This window comes from Micromonospora parva (genome assembly GCF_040649675.1).
Taxonomy (GTDB): Bacteria; Actinomycetota; Actinomycetes; order Mycobacteriales; family Micromonosporaceae; genus Micromonospora; species Micromonospora parva.
Genome location: NZ_JBEZFX010000006.1, coordinates 221046 through 240011, shown reverse-complemented (window position 1 = coordinate 240011; position 18966 = coordinate 221046). Strand labels below are relative to the sequence as shown.

General features: G+C 70.4%; 14 protein-coding genes and 1 pseudogene. 11 read left to right on the top strand and 4 right to left on the bottom strand.

Annotation, left to right across the window (positions count from 1 at the left end):
* Positions 1-56: 56 nt before the first annotated feature.
* Positions 57-278: pseudogene (locus tag AB0C03_RS17225) on the bottom strand (tetratricopeptide repeat protein); the annotation flags it as partial.
* Between the two features lie 167 nt (positions 279-445).
* Positions 446-736 carry a hypothetical protein gene (locus tag AB0C03_RS17220; protein ID WP_156057291.1) on the bottom strand — a complete coding sequence of 97 codons (291 nt, stop codon included), beginning with the start codon at positions 734-736 and terminating at the stop codon, positions 446-448.
* Between the two features lie 696 nt (positions 737-1432).
* On the opposite strand from AB0C03_RS17220, the gene AB0C03_RS17215 reads away from it, so the two are divergent.
* From AB0C03_RS17215 to AB0C03_RS17175, 9 genes are all read left to right on the top strand, one after another.
* Positions 1433-3856 carry a PEP/pyruvate-binding domain-containing protein gene (locus AB0C03_RS17215; protein ID WP_357637675.1) on the top strand — a complete coding sequence of 808 codons (2424 nt, stop codon included), beginning with the start codon at positions 1433-1435 and terminating at the stop codon, positions 3854-3856.
* Positions 3853-4461: a gamma-glutamyl-gamma-aminobutyrate hydrolase family protein gene (locus AB0C03_RS17210; protein WP_210858145.1), complete on the top strand. Its 609-nt coding sequence runs from the start codon at positions 3853-3855 to the stop codon at positions 4459-4461. Before AB0C03_RS17215 ends, AB0C03_RS17210 begins: the two co-directional genes overlap by 4 nt.
* Positions 4458-5234 (top strand): phosphocholine cytidylyltransferase family protein, encoded by a 777-nt coding sequence (locus AB0C03_RS17205; RefSeq protein ID WP_210865311.1) that lies wholly within the window; start codon positions 4458-4460, stop codon positions 5232-5234. Before AB0C03_RS17210 ends, AB0C03_RS17205 begins: the two co-directional genes overlap by 4 nt.
* Complete coding sequence (locus tag AB0C03_RS17200; RefSeq protein ID WP_030328582.1) at positions 5219-5734, top strand: adenylyl-sulfate kinase; 516 nt, start codon at positions 5219-5221, stop codon at positions 5732-5734. The genes AB0C03_RS17205 and AB0C03_RS17200 overlap by 16 nt, the downstream gene beginning before the upstream one ends.
* Positions 5731-6981 (top strand): SGNH/GDSL hydrolase family protein, encoded by a 1251-nt coding sequence (locus tag AB0C03_RS17195; protein ID WP_357637670.1) that lies wholly within the window; start codon positions 5731-5733, stop codon positions 6979-6981. Before AB0C03_RS17200 ends, AB0C03_RS17195 begins: the two co-directional genes overlap by 4 nt.
* Positions 6982-7036: 55 nt before the next feature.
* Positions 7037-7825 (top strand): class I SAM-dependent methyltransferase, encoded by a 789-nt coding sequence (locus tag AB0C03_RS17190; RefSeq protein WP_051708169.1) that lies wholly within the window; start codon positions 7037-7039, stop codon positions 7823-7825.
* A gap of 27 nt (positions 7826-7852) precedes the next feature.
* Positions 7853-8674, top strand: a complete 822-nt coding sequence (locus AB0C03_RS17185; RefSeq protein ID WP_030328588.1) for an aldo/keto reductase — start codon at positions 7853-7855, stop codon at positions 8672-8674.
* A gap of 88 nt (positions 8675-8762) precedes the next feature.
* On the top strand, positions 8763-9668 hold the full coding sequence (locus AB0C03_RS17180; protein ID WP_357637666.1) for a sulfotransferase domain-containing protein: 906 nt from the start codon (positions 8763-8765) through the stop codon (positions 9666-9668).
* Between the two features lie 51 nt (positions 9669-9719).
* A complete protein-coding gene (locus AB0C03_RS17175) occupies positions 9720-11111 on the top strand; it encodes an MFS transporter (protein WP_357637663.1) in 1392 nt (463 codons plus the stop codon).
* A gap of 14 nt (positions 11112-11125) precedes the next feature.
* On the opposite strand, the gene AB0C03_RS17170 is transcribed toward AB0C03_RS17175, so the two are convergent.
* A complete protein-coding gene (locus AB0C03_RS17170) occupies positions 11126-12160 on the bottom strand; it encodes an NAD-dependent epimerase/dehydratase family protein (RefSeq protein ID WP_357637660.1) in 1035 nt (344 codons plus the stop codon).
* 189 nt (positions 12161-12349) lie between these two features.
* On the opposite strand from AB0C03_RS17170, the gene AB0C03_RS17165 reads away from it, so the two are divergent.
* Positions 12350-13327, top strand: a complete 978-nt coding sequence (locus AB0C03_RS17165; RefSeq protein WP_357637657.1) for a helix-turn-helix transcriptional regulator — start codon at positions 12350-12352, stop codon at positions 13325-13327.
* A gap of 175 nt (positions 13328-13502) precedes the next feature.
* A complete protein-coding gene (locus tag AB0C03_RS17160) occupies positions 13503-14807 on the top strand; it encodes an ABC transporter substrate-binding protein (RefSeq protein ID WP_051708171.1) in 1305 nt (434 codons plus the stop codon).
* 744 nt (positions 14808-15551) lie between these two features.
* Here the strand turns inward: AB0C03_RS17160 and AB0C03_RS17155 are convergent.
* Positions 15552-18854: an ATP-binding protein gene (locus AB0C03_RS17155; protein ID WP_357637655.1), complete on the bottom strand. Its 3303-nt coding sequence runs from the start codon at positions 18852-18854 to the stop codon at positions 15552-15554.
* Between the last annotated feature and the right edge of the window lie 112 nt (positions 18855-18966).

The following is an 18966-nucleotide window of genomic DNA, read 5'->3' as shown; positions in this document are numbered from 1 at the left end:
ACCGGGACAACCGATACCCGCAACGACCTGCTCGGCGACGATATGGGTGCTCAGGGTCAGTTGCCCAGCACCCGTTCGCGAACCGGTAGCAGGGCGGCGAATTGGGCCCGGGAGCCTTCGGCGTCGCCCGCTTTCCCCGTCCAATTGGCGAGTTCGTGTTTGCCGCCTAGGGTGTCCGGGTGTTCCGGGCCTTGGACGCGTTCGCGGACGGGGACGAGTGCGGCGAACAGATCTCGTGCGGCGGCGGCGTCACCCGCGGCGCCGATCCAGAAGGCAAGGCCGTGGCGGGTGGCCGGGGTTTCGGGATGCTCCGGGCCGAGGACGTGCTCACGGCGCCAACGCCGCCGCGCTCGAACGCAGGTGCAGAAGCCGTGACAACAGCACTTTCAGCCGTTGTCCACGAGGCTAGTGTCGCGCACGAACCCGAGGATCCAGCAGCACACCCTTAGGCAAGGACGGCAAGCAGCTCCGTCGGCTCGACCGCGAGAAGTTCTTCGATCGCGGTACGGGCCGGTGGGCCGCACCGATCGGCTGCGGCGCGCACCTCGGCGGCGTGCCCGGCCGCGACGATCGTCCGCAGCGCCTGCTCGGCTCCCTGCCGGGGCCGCTCCATCAGCTTCCGCACCCGCTCCGCCGCGTCCTCAGCCAGCCGGACCGGTCGCGTCGCGGGTACGCCGCGCTCAGCCAGGACTTCGGCAACGGCAGCTGGTCCTCGGTCCACGTCGGCCCCGAACACCACAACTCCCCCAACCGCTCCGTCCACCGCGAATCCCACGCTTCGAGCGTGCCAAGAAGCCGGCGCGCGGCGCGTACCTGCGAACCGTCGACGACGCCCCGCGCCTCGTCCTCATACCGATCCGCGATCTCGCCCACCATCTGCGCTGGTCAGACCGGTGACGCCGCCATCAAGCCCGCGCCCGACGACCCCACTACACCCGACGCCTCAACCTCGAACTCCAACCATGATCACGAACGGCGGCTGCCGTACCAAGAGGTCATGCCGGTCCAAAAGATCCGCAGCTGTAGTACCTGGTCGACAAATTCGATCTTGAATGCCATGTCGAGGTGCCGCAATAGCCATTGAGACCCATAGTTGTCAATGAGGTCGCTCAAAATAGTGCGGTGTCCACAGTGGGCCGACTTCAGATGACGAAAACGTGACGGTGTTAGGCCGACGATCGAGCGGGTAGCAAACGCTTCAGCAAGAGTTCACCGAGTTGACGAGACGAGGGCTGCAGAAATTGAACTGCTGACGTGTCCGCCAATCGCCCGCGACGCGCAGACAGCGCACGATTTCCGCAGCTGGGCGCATCTCCCAATAGGCGGACGGTGGCCCGGGACAGCGCCGAGACTGCCGCAGTCGCGTTGCCGTCGCACGCATCTCAACCACTAGACGGGATTTCCGCCGGACGTCCGGAAGCAAAGGAGCATCATGGCATCACATCATCCTGCCCTGACCTCTGCGGTGAGTCACTCCCCGTCTGCCGGGCATGCGATGCAGCGCGGCACGCCGACCGCTCTTTTCGGCTCCAAGGCCGAGACGCTGGAACAGCTGGCCCCGCTCGTTCGCAGGGCACGCGTGCTGCCCCTCCGGTACTTTTCCGTCACGGAATGGCGGACTGTCCCGGAGAAAGTTCTGGACGACGTGCTGAGCAGGCCGTGGGGCAACGAGCCGCTGATCGTGCGGAGCAGCACCCGGCAGGAGGACGACCCGGGCACGCTGATGCCGGGCAGCTATCTGTCCGTGGCGGGTGTCGCCGGCCGGCAGGAGTTGCGCGAGGCGGTCGACGCGGTCATCGACTCGTACCAGCGTCGGATCGAGGAGCCCGTGCTCGACGATCTCGGTGAACAGCTCGTGCTGGTGCAACCGATGGTGCGTGACGCCACCATGACCGGCGTCGTCTTCACCTGTGATCCCAACACCGGCGCGCCGTACCTCGTCATCAACTACGAGGAGAACGGGGACTCGGCGGCGGTGACCAGTGGAGCGCGTGCCCGACTGCGCACTCTTTACGCCTGGAAGACCAGCGGCACCGGCCGGGGCGACGCCCGGATCCAGCAGCTCATGGAGCTCTCACGTGAGCTGGAGGAATTGCTCGAACGCAACAACCTCGACATCGAGTTCGCGTTCGACGTCACCGGTGAGCTGTACCTGCTCCAGGTCCGCCCGATGGTGGTGGAGACGCTTCTCGACAACGACGAGCACGAACAGGCGCTGAGCGCCATCGCGTCCAAGCTCCGGACGGCGGGTCAGCCGCATCCGCACCTGTGCGGTCGGCGCACGGTCTTCGGTGTGATGCCGGACTGGAACCCCGCGGAGATCGTGGGCACCCGGCCCCGGCCACTCGCCCTGTCGCTGTACCGCCGCCTCATCACCGACGGCCTCTGGGCCGATCAGCGAGCCCGGTACGGCTATCGAGACGTACGAGGCTTCCCCCTGATGGTGGACTTCTTCGGTTTGCCGTACGTCGGGGTCCGGGAGAGCTGCAACTCGCTCGTTCCCGCATCCATCGACGACGACCTCGCCGAGCGACTGGTCGACCACTACATCGACCGGCTCGTCGCGAACCCGGAGCTGCACGACAAGGTCGAGTTCGACGTGGTGTTCTCGTGCTACTCCTTCACCCTGCAGGAGCGGCTCGCCAATCAGGTCGAGCACCTGTTCAGCGTTCAGGAACGCGACGACATCGTCAGTTCGCTGCGCGCCCTGACCAACCGGCTCATGGACCCCGAGCATCCGGCCCGCCGCGAGGACCTCGCGAGCATCACCTCGCTGCGCGCCAAACTGGGCGAGGTGCGCCAATCCGATCTGGACCTGCCCACTCAGATCTACTGGCTGCTCGAGGACTGTCGTCGCTTCGGCACCCTGGCGTTCGCCGGCTTCGCCCGACTGGGCTTCATCGCCACCGAGATCCTGGGCTCGCTGGTCGAGATCGACGTGCTGACCGAGGAGGACGTGGCCCGGTTGATGGCCTCCCTCGACACGGTGACCAACCGGATGCTGCGCGACCGCACCACGCTGACACGCGCCGAATTCCTGCGCCGGTACGGCTTCCTGCGTCCTGGGACCTACGACATCCGCTCCCCCCGCTACGACGAGGAGCCGGACGGATATTTCGACTGGCCGAACGCCCGGGTCAACGTGCAGGCGCCGGAGCCGTTCCGGTTGCCGCCGAAGACCATGCGCCAGATCGACGACCTGCTCCGGCAACACCGCCTGGAGCAGGACGCGTACGGCCTGCTCAACTTCTTCATTACCAGCATCGAACTGAGGGAGAACTCGAAGTTCGAGTTCACCCGCCACCTGAGTGAGGCGCTGGCGCTCTTCACCCAGCTCGGCAAGAGCGTGGGGATGGACACCGAGGAGATGTCGTACGTCGACGTGGAGTGCATCGACGGGCTGTATCGCGGTGCCGAGAACCCCGCGCGGGTGCTGCGCCGGTGCGCCGTCGAGGGACGGCAGCGCTACGAGCTCACCCGCCGGCTCGTGCTGCCGCCGCTGATCACTGACCCGGCGGACGTGAAATCGTTCCACCTGCCCGCCACTGAGCCGAACTACGTGACCCAGGAGTCCGCCACCGGGCGCGTGGAACTGGTCACGGCGCACCCGGCCGACCTGCAGGGCAAGATTCTCATGCTGCCCAGCGGCGACCCCGGCTACGACTGGATCTTTTCCGAGGGCGTGGCCGGTTTCGTCACCCGCTACGGGGGCGCCAACTCCCACATGGCGATCCGCGCGCACCAGTTCGGCATTCCAGCCGTCATCGGGGCGGGTGAGGTTCTGTACAACCGCTGGGCCGCCGCCGACTACCTGAAGATCGATTGCCTCAACCACCGGGTGGAGGTGCTGCGATGACGTGTGTCGCGGTCACACAGCGTGTGGTCGTCGACCCGGCGCACGGGGTGCGCAGCGACGCGCTCGATCAGCGGTGGTGGCCGTTCCTCCGTTCCTGCGGGCTGACCGGTCTGCCTGTTCCCAACGATGTCGACAGCGCCGTGCGGCTGGTGCGTGTCGCGTCGGTCGACGGCCTGTTGCTCACCGGCGGCAACGACTTGGCGGAGCTCGGTGGTGAGGCCCCTGACCGGGATCGCACCGAGAGCGCCCTGCTCGACGTGGCGCACGAAAGCGGCCTGCCGGTCGTGGGCGTCTGCCGGGGGATGCAGATGCTGCTGCGCCGCTTCGGCGCCTCGCTGCACCGGGTCACCGGCCACGTCACCGAGCGGCAGCCGGTCTGGATCGACGGGGGCAGCCGGGTCGTCAACAGCTACCACAACTGGGGCGCCACCGAGATCCGGTCACCGCTACGGGCATGGGCGACCGGGCCGGGTGGCGTCATCAAGGCCATCCGCCATGAGACCGAGCCGGTACTCGGCCTCATGTGGCATCCCGAGCGGCTTCCGATCGAGCTGGCCGGCGAGGACCGCCGCGTCTTGCGGGCCCACTTCGGAGCAGAGCCATGAGGGGAGTCATTCTGGCCGCCGGGCGCGGCAGCCGCCTGGGAGGTCTCACCGAGGAGCGTCCGAAGTGCCTGGTTCCGCTGGCCGGCCGGCCACTGCTCGCCTGGCAGCGGGCCGCGCTCACCGCCGGCGGCATCGCGGAGTTGGCTGTCGTCGCCGGATACCGGTCCGAGATGCTGAACGACCGGGGCCTGACGGTCATCCCCGCGCCGCGGTGGGCGCAGACCAACATGGTCCGCTCGCTGCTCGCTGCCGAGCACTGGGTGGCCACCACGCCGTGTGTCGTCTCGTACGCCGACATCGTCTACACCGCCGAGACGGTCCGGCGCCTCGTCAGCGCCCCCGGCGGACTGGCCATCGCCTACGACCCCGCCTGGGCGCAGCTGTGGCACCGGCGCTTCGCCGATCCGCGGGTGGACGCCGAGACGTTCCGGCTCGCACCGGACGGTGCGCTGGAACAGATCGGTGCGCGCCCCGCGACCGTGGCGGAGGTTCAGGGCCAGTACATGGGACTGCTGCGGTTCACTCCGTCCGCCTGGACCGGCGTACGAGCCGTGTTGGACGCGATGCCGCCGGCAGAGGTCGACGCGCTGGACATGACAAGTCTGCTGCAACGGCTCCTGAAGGCCGGACACCGGATCGAGACGGTGCCTTGCCAGGGCGCCTGGGGCGAGGTCGACAGCACGACGGACCTGGCGGTCTGCGAGGACCTGGTCGCGCAGGGCCGGCTCGTTTTCCACCAAGAACGGGAGACACATACATGGTCATCTGGCTGATAGGTCTCTCCGGGGCGGGCAAGACCACCATCGGCACCCGCCTCGCCGCCCGGTTGCGGGCAGAGCTGCCGAACCTCGTCTACCTCGACGGCGACCTGCTGCGCGAGGTCTGGGGCGGCGTGAGCCACGACGTCGCCGGCCGGGAGGTCAACGCCGAGCGGCTGAGCAAGCTGTGCCTGATGCTCGACCGGCAGAACATCCACGTGGTCGCCGCGGTCCTGTCCATCTTCCCGCACTGGCAGCAGTGGAACCGGCGGCATCTCTCCCACTACTTCGAGGTGTTCCTGGACGTGCCGATGGAGGTCGTCGTCGCCCGCGACACCAAAGGTCTGTACCGCTCCGCAATCGACGGCGAGACCAGCGACGTGGTCGGCGTCGACATCCCCTTCCCCGAACCTGCCGCCCCCGACCTGGTGCTGGACAGTTCGGGACGCGACGGGACACCGGACGACCTGGTCGAGCGGATCGTCGCAGCCCTGCCCGTCCCGGTGGCGCGATGAGGGCCCGGCATCTGATCGCCGTGCTCGGCGGCTACGCGGCAGTGGAGTACGGCGCCGCCCGGCTCGTGCGGCGGCTCAAGCCCGGCTTCCCCTGGCTGCTCATGCCCGGGGACGAAACCCCGGCGATACCGGCCGCGCTGGTGCAACGGCACGTCGCCCGCTCGTTCGACCCGGAGCTCGGCTGGTGCCGGCGCCCTGGAGAGCAGGGTACGGAGACCACCGACAGCGGCCGTGTCGGCTATGCCATGGACGAGCGTGCCCGCCGGCGCAATCCCGGTTTCGAGTCGGAGCCGGCAACGGTCGCCTGCTTCGGTGACTCATTCACCTTCTGCCGGCTGGTCGGGGACGACGAGACCTGGCCCCATCAGCTGTCCCGGCTGCTGGGTGTCAACGCGGTCAACTACGGCGTGGGTAACTACGGTTTGGACCAGGCTCTGCTGCGCCTGGAGCGGGAGCTGCCGGATCTCGAGGCCCAGGTGGTCGTCATGGGGGTGGTCCCGGAGACCGTCGCGCGGGTGCACTCCTACTGGAAGCACTACTTCGAGTACGGCAATGTGCTGGCTTTCAAACCGCGGTTCACGCTCGGCCCGGAGGGGCTGCGGCTGCATCCGAGCGCGGTCCGGCGCCCGGAGGAGTACCTGACCTACCAGGAGCGGCTGACGGAGATCACCCGTCTGGACCCCTTCCACGCCGGCAAGTTCCGCCCCGACATCTTGCGATTCCCGTACCTGCCCAAGCTCGTGCGCCGGGCGCGCCGCCACCTTCCCGTGCTGGCCCACCTCGCCGGTGGGCTGATCCGCGGCGACGGCGGCCGTGAGCCCGCGATCCGCGCGGCGTTCCGCGTGGTCCTGCGCGACAACGCCCGCTGGACGGCACGGCTGTACGCCGACCCGGACGCGCGAGGACTGATGCGGGCCCTGGTGGAGCGTTTCGCGGCCGTGTGCCGTGCCGCGGGCAAGCACCCGGTCTTGCTCGTCATACCGCAACTGGCCGACCTGGAGAGGCGCGACGGCGGCAGCGCGCACCATGGGTTCCTTGCCGAGGTGTCGCCGACGTTGCGGGTGGTGGACCTCACCGAGCGATTCCGCCGGGATCCGGATCGAGACGGCCTGTTCGTACACGGCCGGCTCGGACCTCACTGCAGCCGGCGCGGCAATGCGCTGGTCGCCGAAGCGCTGAGCCCAGTCATCGGCGGGCTTCTGACCGAGGCCGGCGCCGGGCCGGCCCTACCGCAGACCATCCGCTGAATCATCCGACTGACCGGCGCTGGTGACGCGCCGGCCGACAGAGAGGACGACAACCATGACCGACACACAGACGATGCGGCTCGGTGACTTCACCGGCCTGGCTGAGAACTACTCGGCCTACCGATCCGGGTATTCTCCCGCCGTCCGCGCGGCGATCCTCGGCCTTCTCGGCCGTGACCCGGGGGAACTGGACGCCGTGGACGTCGGCGCGGGTACCGGCATCTGGAGCAGGATGCTCGCCGAGGCCGCATTCCGCTCGGTCATCGCGGTGGAGCCCAACGACGACATGCGCGGGGTGGGCCAGCGAGACTCGGAGGGCACCGGCATCACCTGGCGGGTCGGCAGCGGCGAGGCGACCGGCCTGGACAGCGGGTCAGCGGACCTGGTGACGATGGCCTCCTCCTTCCACTGGGTCGACTTCGACAAGGGCACCGAGGAGTTCCGCCGGGTGCTGCGCCCGGGCGGATGGTTCGTGGCGCTGTGGAACACCCGGAAGCTGGACGCCAACCCGCTGCTCGCCGACATCGAGGAGGAGCTGACGCGCCTGGAGCCGGGGATGCGCAAGACCGCCTTCGGCAAGGGCAGCTTCACCGAGACGCTGACCGAGCGCCTGGCCGGGCATCCCGGCTTCGACGACATCCTCTACCTCGAAGGCCGGCATGTCGATGTGCAGCCGGTGGAGCAGCACCTCGGGGCGTGGCGAGCCGTCAACGACGTGCGCGCACAGCTCGGTGAGGAGAAGTTCGCCGCGTTCCTGCGCTACGCCGAGCAGCGGCTGGCCGACCGCGACACGGTCGACGTCACCTACCTGACGAAGGCCTGGGCCGTCCGCCGCCGGGACTGAGCCTCCGCGCGAGGGGAGGAGGATCTCATGGACGTTACCGTTCGCGGGGACGAGCGGATTCCCCGTCTCGGCCTGGGTACCGGCGAACTACGCGGTGACGCCTGCTTCGCCACCGTCTCGGCGGCCCTGTCCCTGGGTTACCGCCATCTGGACACGGCGGCGTTCTACGGCAACGAGGGCGAGGTGGGCCGCGCCGTGCGGGCCAGTGGCGTCCCTCGCGACGAGCTGTTCATCACCACCAAGGTGTGGTGGACGGATGCGGCGGCCGACCGGGTGTACGCCTCCGCCGACGCCAGCCTGCGGCGGCTGGGCACCGAATACGTCGACCTCCTCCTGCTGCACTGGCCCGCGCCGCACGTGCCGCTGGCCGAGACGATGACCGCCCTGCGCCGGGTGCGGGAGGCCGGCAAGGCCCGTCAGGTGGGCGTCAGCAACTTCCCCTCCGGGCTGCTGCTGGAGGCTGCCCGGCACGCCCCGGTCTTCTGCGATCAGGTCGAGTACCACCCGTTGCTCGCCCAGGAGGAACTACTCGACAGGGCGAACGAGCTGGACCTTTGCCTGACCGCGTACTCGCCGCTCGCGCAGGGCGCCGTTGCTCGTGCGCCGCTGATGCGGTCGCTGGCCGATCGGTACGGCCGCAGCCCGGCGCAGATCGCCCTCCGCTGGCTGGTACAGCAGCCGCGTGTCGCAGCGATTCCCCGTTCGACCGCAGTACCCCATCTGGTCGCGAACCTCAAGGTATTCGACTTCGTGCTCGCTGACGACGACATGAAGGCGATCGGTGAGTTGGCCCAGCGGCGCTCAGTGCGGTTGAGCGATCCCGAGTTCGCCCCCGACTGGACCCGATGATGCCTCAGCCGGGGTCGTCCGCCCGGCTGAGCCGGTGCGTACGACGTCCGTCCGCAAAGATCCATCACCAAGAGAAAGGAACACCTTCATGGCACACCGGCCGGATTCGACCCTGGCCCGCGCACGGCTCAGCGAGCTGTACGCAGACAACCTCAAGCAGCTCGGTCCACGGGACATCGTCGTGGCCAGCTGCGGTGGGGCTGGCCAGTCGCTGATCGGCAACATCCTCTTCGAAGCGGGACTCAACTACGTCGACGCCTACACCGAGCGGTTGCAGGCGGACGGCACGGCCGTCGGCGTGCGAACGCATGCGGCCTACCGGGACCGGCTCGCCTCGCTGCACGACAAGGACAGCGAGGCCGGAGGTCCTGGGGCGATCCGCCGGTGGCCGCGTTTCGTCAAGTCGCACCACCCCCCGGAGATCTTCGACGGGCTCCCGGTGGGCGGAGTCTGGATCATCGTGCGGGATCCGCGCGACGCCCTCTACTCGCTGCACCAGTGGCGCCGCTCCTTCGGCGAGGAGGAGTGGGACAAGGTGCCCGACGAGTTCGAGGACTGGCTGCGCGGTCCCGGTGACTTCTCGTCCAACCCGGTCGAGGACTGGTCGGCCTTCTACCAGGCCTGGGAAGAACAGGCCCAGGGGTACGAGCATGCCACGGTACTGCGTTTCGAGGACCTCAAGCAGCGCCCGGTGGAGGTACTCGAGCCGGCGCTGCGCGAGCTTGCGGTGGACGTCACCGCGGACACCCTCCGCGCCGCCGCGGAGGCCAGCAGTTTCGAGCGGATGCGGGCGCACGAGGACGCCGTGGTGGCGCAGGACGCCACAGGGGAGCGGCAACCGCGGATGATCCGCAAGGGCGCGGTGTCGGGCTGGACATCCTGGATGACACCGGGCCTGGCCGGGTACTTCTCCGATCCCGAGCTCGGTGCGGTGGCCCGGCAGTACGGATACGACCTGCCGGCGCCCGCTGGACAGGCGCAATCGGCCGGATAGCCGAGCCGGGGACGAGGGCGAGGACGGTCATACGGCGAGCACGGAGGACTGATGGAATCGCAGACGACGGCGCCCGCGGCGCGGCCGGTGAGGCATGGCTGGCCTACCGCTCTGGTGCTGGCCGGCGCTATGTTCCTGGTGCTGTTCGACAGTCTCGCCGTCGCCACGGCGCTGCCGGACATCGGCGCGGAGTTCGGAGTACCGCCCGCGCAGCTGCAGTGGGTGGTGACCCTCTACTCGCTGACCATCGGTGGCTTCCTCGTCCTCGGCGGCCGCGTCTGCGACGTCTGGGGCCGGCGCCGGGTGATCGTCGCCAGTCTCGCGCTGACCGGGACCGGGCTGCTGCTCTCCGGGGTGGCGGGCACGCTGGCGCTCCTGCTGGTGGGCCGGGTGATGCAGGGCCTCGGGGCGGCGTTCGCCATTCCCGCGGCGCTGGCATCGGCTGCCACCCTCTTTCCCGATGAGCCGTGGCGCAGCCGGGTGTTCTCCGTGGTGGCGGCCGCGGCGAACACGGCCGGCATGGCCGGGGCGGTCCTCGGCGGCGTGATCACTTCGTACCTCGGCTGGCGGTGGGTGTTCATCGTCGTTGTTCCGGCCGCGGCGCTCGCCGCGGTGGCGGGGCTGTTGTTGCTGCCGGCCGACGAGCCGTCCGGCAGCCGGCGGGAGCGGCTCGACGTCACCGGGGCGGCGTTGGTCACCGGTGGGCTGCTCGCCGTGATCTACGGAGCCACCCGGATCGGTGAGCACGGGCCAGGACTGGCGACGGTGTCGCCGGTCCTGGCTGGCGTGCTGATGCTGAACGCGCTGGTGTGGTGGGAGCGGCGGGTTCGCAACCCGATCATCAAGCCGTCGGTGGTGCGGTCCCGCCGGCTGGTGGCCAGCTGCCTGGCATTCGGTGCGCATTCGGCGGCGTACGCCGCGGTCGTGGTCGTGGGCAGCCTGCAGTTGCAGGACGTGTACTCGTTGTCCGCGGCGCAGGCCGGCATCGCGCTGGCTCCGGTGCTGCTCGGCGCCGTGATCAGTGCCGCTCCGGCCGGCCGGCTGGTACGGCGTTACGGCTCCCGCCGCGTCGTGGCACTGGCTCTCCTGCTGTGTTCGATCACGTTGGCCCTGGTGGCGTTCGGCACCGCCGGGTCCCTGACCGCGCTGGTGGTGTACCTGGTCCTCTGGGGACTGAGCGCGGGCCCCATCTACGTGGGCCTGACCCGAGAGTGCATCGGCGACGCCGCGCCGGAGGATCGAGGGCTCGCCTCCGCGCTGTTCGAATCGACCACGCACGTCGGCGGCGCGGTCTCGGTCGCCGTCTACCTCACCATGATCGGCGCCGGCTCCGGATACAGCTCCACGCAGTTCATCGGGGCCGTGGTCGTCGGTGCGTCGGTCCTCACGACTCTGCTCATCATGCCCGGTGCTCCGGCGCGGGACCCGGAGCACCGGGCATGAGGGCGGGGTGCTGGTCAGGCCCGACCGGAACTGGCGGCGAGGCGCTGCTCCGCGCGGAAGATGGTCTCCACGCCGGGCAACTCGGGCCGGTCGCCCAGCGCGTCGGCGAGGTTCCGGACGCCGTCCAGCAGGGGTATGCGAGGACGGTAGCCGAGCTTACCCAGCTTGGTGATGTCGGCAACCATGCGGTACGTGTCCTCAGTGACCGTTCCGTCGCTGACCAGCCGGGCGGGTTCGCCGGTCACGGTCTCGATGACGTGGGCGAGCTCCCGCAGAGACGTCTCGGTGCCGGAGCCGATGTTGTAGACCTCCCCACTGCGGCCCCGCACCGCGAGTAGGAGCAGGCCTTGGACCAGGTCCTCGACGTGGCAGAAGTCGCGGGTCTTGCGGTCCGGGTCACCGGCGGCGTGGATCGGCAGGCCCCGCAGGTGCCAGCGCAGGAACTGGGACACCTCGCCGCCGGCGATCTGCGGCTTCTCCCCCGGACCGTACAGCGTGAAGGCCCGGCCGATGGTGGCCTCGAGGCCGAAGGCGTGGCAGAAGCCGATCACCGCGTGTTCGCCGGCCAGTTTCGACGACGCGTACGGCAGAAAGGGGGCAACGGGGTGCGTCTCCGGCACGGGAGTCACCTGCGGGACGCCGTACACCATCGCCGAGGAGAGGTAGACGAGCCGAGCGACGCCCGATTTCGTCAGCGCTTCACAGAGATTGAAAGTCGCCACCGCGTTGGTCTCGAAGTCGAAGCGGGGCCGCTCGACCGAGACGGTTCCGCTGGCGTTCCCAGCCAGATGGATGACCAGGTCGGCATCGGCGACGGCGGCCTCGACGGCCTGGGCGTCGCGCAGGTCCACATGGCGGGTCTGGGTGCGGCGCGGATGCGGTACGGGCGGGGGTGCCACGTCAAGGGCGACCACATCCCCGTGCCGCGCGGCCAGGGCCGAAACCAGATGACGGCCGACGAATCCGGATCCTCCGGTGACCGCTACCCGGGAGTACCGCTCGAGTTCCGCGGTGATCTCGTCGTCGGGCGGTTCCTGCGCGCTCGTCATGGACGCTCCCCTTCCAAAACTATCGACATACGTCGAATTCTGCTCACCGGTCCGATTTCCGGGCCGGCTTCGGTCAAACGCCGATCGGCTGGCATGCCGATGCCGCCACCCCTTTTGGCACCCACCTGCAGCGGGTCACCGGCACGGGCTCGCGGACCCGGCCGACAACATCGACGATCGGGGGTATCGATGCTCGAAGCACTGGGACTGACGACGATCGACCAGGAGGCGTACGAAACCTGGCTGCGGAACCCGTCATGGACAGCGGCGCAGGTCGCCCGGCACCTCGGTGAGAAAGAGGACGCCGTACTCGCCAGCCGGGCGGCACTGATCCGGGAGGGTCTGCTGGTCGACGATCCTCGGCGCCCCGGGCAGCTCGCGCCGGTCGTGCCCGACGTCGTGCTCGCCCAGCGGCTCGCCGACATCGAGGCCGCCGCGGCCCGTCAGCGTGCGAATGCCATGCGAGCGCGCGTACACCTCTCCGCGATGATGGCGGCGCAGCTGACCGGTGACGGCGGCGGCCCGGGGCAGCGCATCCGCAGCTGGCCGCTGCGCCAGGCCAAGCTTGACGAGCTGGTCCGCGGCGCCAGCCGTGAGATCGTCGCCCTGCAGAGTCACCGCCCCGTCGTGCACGGGCTCACCGGCGCCTCTGCGGACCTGGACCGGTGTGCGCTGCGCCGAGGCGTGGCGATCCGGGCGCTCTATCCCCACGACCGGCTGGTGCATCAGGACGACCTGGCGTACGTGGGCGAGTTGGTCAGCGAGGGCGGTCAGGTTCGGACGGCGGCCGATGTGGCTGCCACGGCGATCGTCGTCGACCGGGTCACCGCCGTGCTCACGACCGGCCACGAAGGCCGTCTCGAGACCGTCATCGTCATCGACCCCGCCGTCTCCGAAACGCTGGCGGCCCTCTTCGAGTCCTGCTGGGCACACTCCCAGCGGCTCGGCGGCCCGGACCATACGGCGTCGGCCGGTGGTGGGCTCAGCGACAGTGACCGCAGGCTGCTGCAACTGCTGGCGCTCGGCGTCACCGACGAGTCGGCGGCGCGCAGTATGGGGATCTCGGTGCGGACCGTCCGGCGCCATGTCTCCCTGCTGCTCGACAGGCTCGGCGCCGCCAGCCGATTCCAGGCCGGCGTCCAGGCGGCACAGCGGGGCTGGCTGTAGCGCCGGGTACCCGGGCAGGAACCGGTCATCGCGGGGATTGTCCGGCCGTGGCCACCACGGGGTCGGTTTGCCGCCCTCCGCGCCGGGCACGGTCCGGCAGAAATGACCATCGAAGGGCAGCGATGTGGTCGCTGTCGTGGTCCCCGCCCAGGCTGTCACAGGAGGTAGGACAACGATGTTGCGTCATCTCACCGGGGCCTACGCCCTGGCGGTGCTGCTGGTCGCGGCCGCCGGATGCAGCGAACAAGAGCCGGACGGCAGCGCGAAGACCGGCCCGCCGGAGACCGTCACCATCCTCGGTGCGACCTCCGACCACAAAAAATACATGCAGAGACACTTTGACCAGTGGGCCAAGACGAGCGGCATCCACGTCACGTACGTGACCTCCAGCGACTTCGAGAACGAGGCCCCCGAACGCCTACGCTCGGCCGACCCGCCCGACCTGCTGCTGCTGCCCCAGCCCGCACTGCTGTCGCAGTTCGCCGAGAAGGGCGACGTCAAGGATCTGGAGAAGATGGGCCTCTTCGACCGCGACGAACTCGGCCGCCGGATGCGCCCGGGACTCATCGACAACGGGGTGGTCGGCGGGACCCTCGCCGGCGTGCCGCTCTCGCTCAACCTCAAGGGCCTGGTCTGGTACCCGCCCCAGGCGTTCCGCAAGGCGGCGTACCAGGCGCCGGCCACCTGGGAGCAGATGCTGGCCCTCACTGCGCGCATCCGCGAAGAGCAGAAGGCGGCGCCCTGGTGCATCGGCATCGCCGACGGTGGGGCGACCGGGTGGATGACCACGGACTGGATCGAGGACCTGGTCCTGCGGACCGCCGGCCCGGAGGTCTACGACCGCTGGGTGGCCGGCGAGCTGCCGTTCACCGCGCCGGAGATCAAGCGGGCGTTCACGATGTTCGAGCAGGTCGCTCTCGCCGACGGCAACGCGCTCGGCGGACGCGGCCACATCGTGTCGACCACCTTTCCCGAGGCGCTCAAGCCGATGTTCCAGTCCCCGCCCGGATGCTGGCTGAACAAGCAGAGCAGCTTCATCGTGGGCTCTTTCCCGGAGGGCACGAAGGCCGGCAGCGACTACGACGTCTTCCCGTTCCCGGCCCCGGCCGGCTCCGACGCGGCCGACGGCAGCCGGGCGGTCATCGGCGGCGACATCCTGGCGCTGGTCCAGGACCGGCCGGCGGTGCGGGAGACCGCCCGGCTGATGACGACTGCCGACTGGTTCCGTCAGTCGCGGGCGCACGAGGGCGGCACCCTCTCGGCCTTCACCGACGTGAGCCCGGGCGATTACGCGCATCCGGTCGACGCGACCCATGCACAGATCCTGAACCGTGTGCGGACCTTCCGGTTCGACGGCTCGGACTCCATGCCGCCCGCGGTCGGCGCCGGATCCTTCTGGCGCGAGACCACCGCGTGGATCGCCGGCCGGCAGGATCTCGACACGACCCTGCGCGCCATCGACGCGAGCTGGCCACGCTGACCGGCCAGGCGGTGCCGTCAACGGCGCAGCTTGGGTGACGACCCGGTCGACGCGGACCCTGTGGGTGCCGAAAACCTCATCCACGCTGGCCACAGTCATCTTGATCAGCGAGGCCAGGCGGCTGGTGCCGACACGGACCCTCTCGGCTGAATCGCGACGGTGCCCTACGTCGAGCACTGCGCGACGATGACGAGTGTGCTGTTTCGACTGGCCTACTCGGCGTGACCAACGCCCTCGCGCTGCTACGGCTGCTACCGACGAGCGACAGCAACAAGGACGCCGAGATCCTCGCTCTCCGGCACCAGATCATGGTCCTCAAGCGACAGCTGCACGGCGACAGCCCCGGTTCACCCCAGCCGATCCGTCGGCTCGCTACTCGAAGCGCCTCCCGAGCCGCCGGTGATCAGCGACATGTACCTGCCGCTTCCGTGTGTGGTGTTCCCGAGCAGGTCCGCGAGTACCAATACGCGGACCTGCTCCCCGATGACCTACGCCAACGGCTCGACGAGTGGGATGACGACGAAGACGAGAGCCGTCCCCACTATCGGAGCGACTTGTCGCTCGCGCCGGGATGGAAGGTCGGCGGATACGCGAACTGGTCACTGACCGATCCGTGCCCGATGGACTGTGCCGCCTGCGGCACCACTCACCCGAGCAACCACACTCATCCAGCCTCACGGTGGACGCATGGTCGGCACCGGTGGACGCTCCGGCTGGCCGGTCGCGGGCCACGCGGCGAGGTCGTCAACCGGCGATGCTCGTCGCCCACGGCACCGCGCCGACCCGCCGTGCCAGGCTCAGCCCGTCGGCTCGGTGCCGACCCGCCGCCAACGGGTCGTCGAGCAGGTCGGCCAGCGCCGCCAACGTGTTGTCGACAGGACCCAGCGACAGCGAACCGGTTTCCAGACCCGCGAAACACCCCCGCCACGGTGTCAGCTCGGCATAGGACTTGCGGGCGACCTTCCGGTCACCGAGTCGGGCGGCGACCTCGCCGCGCACGCATGCCCACAGCAGCCAGAAGTAGTCGGGCCGGATCGGCAGCTCCGGCTTCCACACGGCGCGCGCCTGCTCCAGATCGCCGGCCTCCACCAGGGCCAGGGCGAGCAGGTCGTGGCTGTCCTGGGGCACCCGGGCGTGCACCTGCCGCAGCTCAGGCACCGACTGGGCCGCGCCGCCCCCGGTCAGCCCCACGACGAACCGGCCGAGCATTCCCATCGCCTGCGCGTTGGGCCCGCCAACCTGTTCCATCCGCGTCGCGGCCTCGCCGTAGCGCCGCAGGGCGAGCGGATAGTCCCCCGCGAGCAACGCGGTCAGCCCGTCGAACCAGGACAGCACGGCCAGCATCAGTGCCAGTTGTCCGGTGTTGGCCTGCTCCACCGCCTTGTCGACGTGCCGGCGAGCGTCGACGAGGTCGGCCCGGTGCAGCGCCGCCTGGAAGAGGATGTGATGAGCCTGGGCCCGGTATCCGGTCAGTCCGTGGGCGGTGGCCACCCGCAGCATCTCCTCGCCGACGGCCGGCAGCTCGGCACGCCGGGCCGGCGCCATCACGGGGAAGTAGCGGGCGTTGAGCGCCCGACACAGCAGTCCTGGCTGCCCCGACTCGCGCGCCAGCGAGAGAGCCTCGCGGCTGGCCTCGTCGGCCCGGTCGTCGTCGGCGCCCTCCACCTCGAAGACCAGGGTGCACAGCAGCTCGCAGCGGGACACTGGGGCGTCCGAACCGAGAGCAGCGAGCGCGGCCTCGACGGCGGCGACGAACTTCGTGTCGACCGCGCGGTCCGGCCGGACGGTCCAGGCGACCGGGGCATCCAGGCAGTTCAGTGCCCGACGCAGGGCGGATGGATCGGCGGCCATGGCCGCCAGCGCGACGGCCTCGCCGCGTATCTGCCGGGCGGTGAGAATGTCGCCGGCGCGGGCGGTTGCCGCGGCTCGCGCACACCAGCCCGCCAGCCGGGTCGCCAGGGGTGTCTCGGGCAGCAGCGCAATCGCCCGGCCCACCCCCGACCACAACGCGGCAGCCTCTCGGGGCGCGTCCAGATCGGTGGCGTGGTGGGCGGCGGCGGTGGTGTACCGCAACGCCCGCTCGGCGGTGGACGTGGAGAGCCCGGCCAGGGCGTGCCGGCCCAGGCCGGCCACGTCGTGGGGCCGACGCCGTTCCAGGGCCTCCAGGGCACGCTGGTGCGCGCGGGTGCGGCGCAGCAGCGGAATGTCCTGGTAGAGGGCGTCGCGCATCACCGCGTGCGCGAACCGGACCCGCCCGGGAGCGGGTTCGACGAGCAGCCCGGCCAGCAGCCCGGCCTCCAACCCGTCCAGCACCGTCTCCTCCGGGCCGCCCACCACCTCGATCAGCAGGTCGACATCGACGTCCTGGCCGATCACCGAGGCGGTCCGCAATGTCGACCGGGCGGCTGCCGGCAGCCGGGCCAGCCGGCGGCGCAACACGTGCCGCAGGCCGACCGGCACCCCGGCGACGGCCGCCGCCGGTCCCTCCGCGGCAATCAGCCGGGCCGTCTCGGTGACATAGAGCGGGTTGCCGCCGGTGCGTTGCCAGACCGCGCGGACCACGTCCGGGCCCACCATCCCCGCGCCGTGGCGCCGCAGCAGCTCCGCGACGTCGGTCTCGGACAGACCGGCGAGGACAACGTCCTCACCACACCCCCCGGTCAGCGCGCCACGGGCGGCGACCAGGTCGGCGTTCACCTCGTGGGGACGGTAGGTGGCCACCACCAGCACCGGCCGGTCGACCAACGCGACGGCCAGGTGCCGCAGCACCTGGAGGGTCTCCCCATCGGCACAGTGAAGGTCGTCGAGGACCAGCAGCAGCGGCCCGCCAGCGGCGACGGTGCCGAGGTAGTCGCCGACCGCCCTGCGGAGGTGGAATTCGCCGCCCGTCGGCAGCGGGGCACCGCCCTCGCTGAGCAGCGTGGCGAGCCGGTCGGCATGCGCGGGTGCCGGCGGAGCGGTGGTCTGCAGCGCGCGCAGCACCTCACCCCAGGCCCAGGCCGGCGGGGCCCCGTCCAGCTCGGGGCAGCGGCCGATGGCCGTCCGCCAACCGTCGGCCGTCAACTGCCCGACCAGCAGCCGACCAAGGGTCGACTTTCCCGCGCCGGCGTCGCCCAGCACCCAGGACATCCGGAATCCCCTCCGGACGGCGTACGCGGCGGCCTCGCGCAGCCGGGCCAACTCATCTGGTCGGGGCAACGGGTCCCCGTCCACCGGAGCGGACGCCACGACCGCGGCGGGGAATCGCGGCGCGGCGAGCCGGAGGTGCGTGGTGGGCGTCGGCTGTTCCAGGGAGGGCGCCTGCTGCAGCAGATCCGTCTCGAGGGCCCGCAGGCCGGGGCTCGGGTCGACGCCGAGCTGGTCGGCCAGTTCGGTGCGCAGCCGCCGGAGCACGGCCAGCGCGTCGGCCTGCCGGCCGGATCGGTACAGGGTCAGGGCCAGGAGGGCGACCGCCTGTTCCCGCAGCGGATGCGCCTGGACATGCCGCTCCAGCTCGGGCGCGACCTGTTCGGCCCGGCCCAACGCCAGCGCCGCCCGGGCCCGGTGTTCGATGGCGACAAGACGGAACTCGGCCAGCCGGGCCGACTCCGCGGCGGCCCAGCCCTCATCGGCGAACTCCACGTAGGCCGGGCCGCGCCAGCAGGCCAGCTCCGCGTCAAGCCGACGGTACGCCTCCTCGGGATCCGCATCGAGCACGGCCATCGCCGAGCGGGTCGACGCCTCGAACCGCCCCGCGTCGAGCTGCTCCGCCCGCAGCCGCAGCGCGTAGCCGGGCGCGGCGGTGACGATCACCTGTGCGGGGCTGCGGGGCGGCCGGTCCGGTTCGAGGGCCCGACGCAGGTTGGACACGTACACCTGAAGTGCCGCCTGGGCGCGCGGTGGCGGGTCGCCGGCCCACAGGTCCTCGATGAGCCGGTCCACCGGGACCACCTGATCGACCATGGTGGCCAGTCGGGCCAGCACGGCACGCTGCCGCAGCGGACCGAGTTCCACGGGCACGTCGCCGTGCCACGCCCGCAGCGGACCGAGGACCCCGATTCTCAGCACGGGCAGGAGCGTAGGTCAGTGCGGCGGCACGTGCAGACAACTGGCGGACAGTCCCCGCGGCCGGGGGCGTCAGCCCGCGTACGGGCGGCGGACCCACACCGAGCTGGTGCGG

Coding starts and splice junctions, on each gene's coding strand:
- AB0C03_RS17215 (WP_357637675.1), top strand. CDS start 1,433: ATGGCATCACATCATCCTGCCCTGACCTCTGCGGTGAGTCACTCCCCG.
- AB0C03_RS17210 (WP_210858145.1), top strand. CDS start 3,853: ATGACGTGTGTCGCGGTCACACAGCGTGTGGTCGTCGACCCGGCGCAC.
- AB0C03_RS17205 (WP_210865311.1), top strand. CDS start 4,458: ATGAGGGGAGTCATTCTGGCCGCCGGGCGCGGCAGCCGCCTGGGAGGT.
- AB0C03_RS17200 (WP_030328582.1), top strand. CDS start 5,219: ATGGTCATCTGGCTGATAGGTCTCTCCGGGGCGGGCAAGACCACCATC.
- AB0C03_RS17195 (WP_357637670.1), top strand. CDS start 5,731: ATGAGGGCCCGGCATCTGATCGCCGTGCTCGGCGGCTACGCGGCAGTG.
- AB0C03_RS17190 (WP_051708169.1), top strand. CDS start 7,037: ATGACCGACACACAGACGATGCGGCTCGGTGACTTCACCGGCCTGGCT.
- AB0C03_RS17185 (WP_030328588.1), top strand. CDS start 7,853: ATGGACGTTACCGTTCGCGGGGACGAGCGGATTCCCCGTCTCGGCCTG.
- AB0C03_RS17180 (WP_357637666.1), top strand. CDS start 8,763: ATGGCACACCGGCCGGATTCGACCCTGGCCCGCGCACGGCTCAGCGAG.
- AB0C03_RS17175 (WP_357637663.1), top strand. CDS start 9,720: ATGGAATCGCAGACGACGGCGCCCGCGGCGCGGCCGGTGAGGCATGGC.
- AB0C03_RS17170 (WP_357637660.1), bottom strand. CDS start 12,160: ATGACGAGCGCGCAGGAACCGCCCGACGACGAGATCACCGCGGAACTC.
- AB0C03_RS17165 (WP_357637657.1), top strand. CDS start 12,350: ATGCTCGAAGCACTGGGACTGACGACGATCGACCAGGAGGCGTACGAA.
- AB0C03_RS17160 (WP_051708171.1), top strand. CDS start 13,503: ATGTTGCGTCATCTCACCGGGGCCTACGCCCTGGCGGTGCTGCTGGTC.